The organism is Azospirillum himalayense, assembly GCF_042657465.1.
Taxonomy (GTDB): domain Bacteria; phylum Pseudomonadota; class Alphaproteobacteria; order Azospirillales; family Azospirillaceae; genus Azospirillum; species Azospirillum himalayense.
This window is the reverse complement of the sequence record NZ_JBHSLC010000095.1, coordinates 1-704: the sequence shown is the minus strand read 5'-3', so window position 1 is coordinate 704 and position 704 is coordinate 1. Positions and strand designations below refer to the sequence as shown.

Genomic DNA, 704 nt, shown 5'->3' with positions numbered 1-704 from the left:
CGGATGCCGTCGGCCAGACGCGCCGGGTTGGTCACGAACAGGTCGTCGCCGACCAGCTGCACCTTGCCGCCGATGGCGTCGGTCAGCGCCTTCCAGCCCTCCCAGTCGTCCTCGGCCATGCCGTCCTCGATCGAGATGATCGGGTAGCGGCCGACCAGATCGGCCCAGTAGGCCACCATCTGCTCCGGCGCCAGCGACTTGCCCTCGCCGGCCAGCTCGTACTTGCCGTTCTTGAAGAACTCGGTCGAGGCGGCGTCGATGGCCAGCATGACGTCGTCGCCCGGCTTGTAGCCGGCGGCCTCGATGGCCTTCATCACGAAGCCCAGCGCGTCCTCGGTCGAGGCGAGGTTGGGAGCGAAGCCGCCCTCGTCGCCGACGTTGGTGTTGTGGCCGGCGTCCTTGAGCTTCTTCTTGAGCGCCTGGAAGATCTCCGAGCCCATGCGGATCGCCTCGGCGGCGCTCTCCGCGCCGACCGGCATGACCATGAACTCCTGGATGTCGATCGGGTTGTCGGCGTGGGCGCCGCCGTTGATGATGTTCATCATCGGCACCGGCAGGAGGTTGGCGAAGGCGCCGCCGACGTAGCGGAACAGCGGCAGGGCCGCCTCTTCCGCCGCGGCCTTGGCGACGGCGAGCGAGACGCCGAGGATGGCGTTGGCGCCCAGCCGGCCCTTGTTGGGGGTGCCGTCCAGCTCGATCATGGC

Annotated in this window: 1 protein-coding gene; it reads right to left on the bottom strand. The window is 68.8% G+C overall.

Annotation, left to right across the window (positions count from 1 at the left end; all coding sequences use genetic code 11):
* Positions 1-704 (bottom strand): phosphopyruvate hydratase (gene eno, locus ACFPMG_RS26765; protein WP_417281720.1); only part of this gene is annotated, 704 nt, incomplete at both ends.